We start from the raw sequence: 634 nt of genomic DNA, 5'->3' as shown, positions 1-634 counted from the left end.
GATGCTCATCATCGCATGGGCAATATCAGCGTCTAAACGATCAAAGACAGGCTCTCCAAGTCCGACTGGTACGCCACTGGCAATAACTTCTAACTTCGCCCCGCAGCTAGTACCTTCTCGGCGTAGGCTATCTATTAATGTCTCAAAGCGACCAACCGCCTCTTTGTCAGCAGTGAAGAACGGATTACTATTCACAAAATCCCAATCGATCTGGCTTGGGTCTGTGACGTTACTATATTCATTACCAATTTGGGTGACATGACCACGGATTTGCACACCCAAGCGCTCTTGGAGATACTTCTTAGCGATAGCACCAGCCGCGACTCGCATCGCTGTCTCACGGGCTGATGAGCGACCGCCGCCGCGATAGTCGCGAAAGCCATACTTCATACTATAAGTATAATCAGCATGACCAGGACGAAAAGTATCTTTAATCTCACTATAGTCTTTTGATTTTTGATTGGTATTACGAATAAGCAGACCGATGGACGTACCCGTGGTTTTACCTTCAAACACACCGGAGATAATCTCAACTTCATCAGACTCACGGCGCTGGGTTGAATACTTAGAGGTGCCTGGTTTGCGGCGGTCTAAATCTACCTGTAAATCTTCTGCAGATAATACTAAACCTGGA

Annotated in this window: 1 protein-coding gene; it reads right to left on the bottom strand. The window is 47.0% G+C overall.

The features are described from left to right. Window positions 1–634 (bottom strand): chorismate synthase (gene aroC / locus ACS8FD_RS21835; protein WP_439277414.1); only part of this gene is annotated, 634 nt, incomplete at both ends.

The sequence above is a fragment of the Psychrobacter sp. 1U2 genome, from assembly GCF_051847575.1.
The sequence above is the reverse complement of the archived record's forward strand: the minus strand, read 5'-3'. Positions and strand labels throughout refer to the sequence as shown.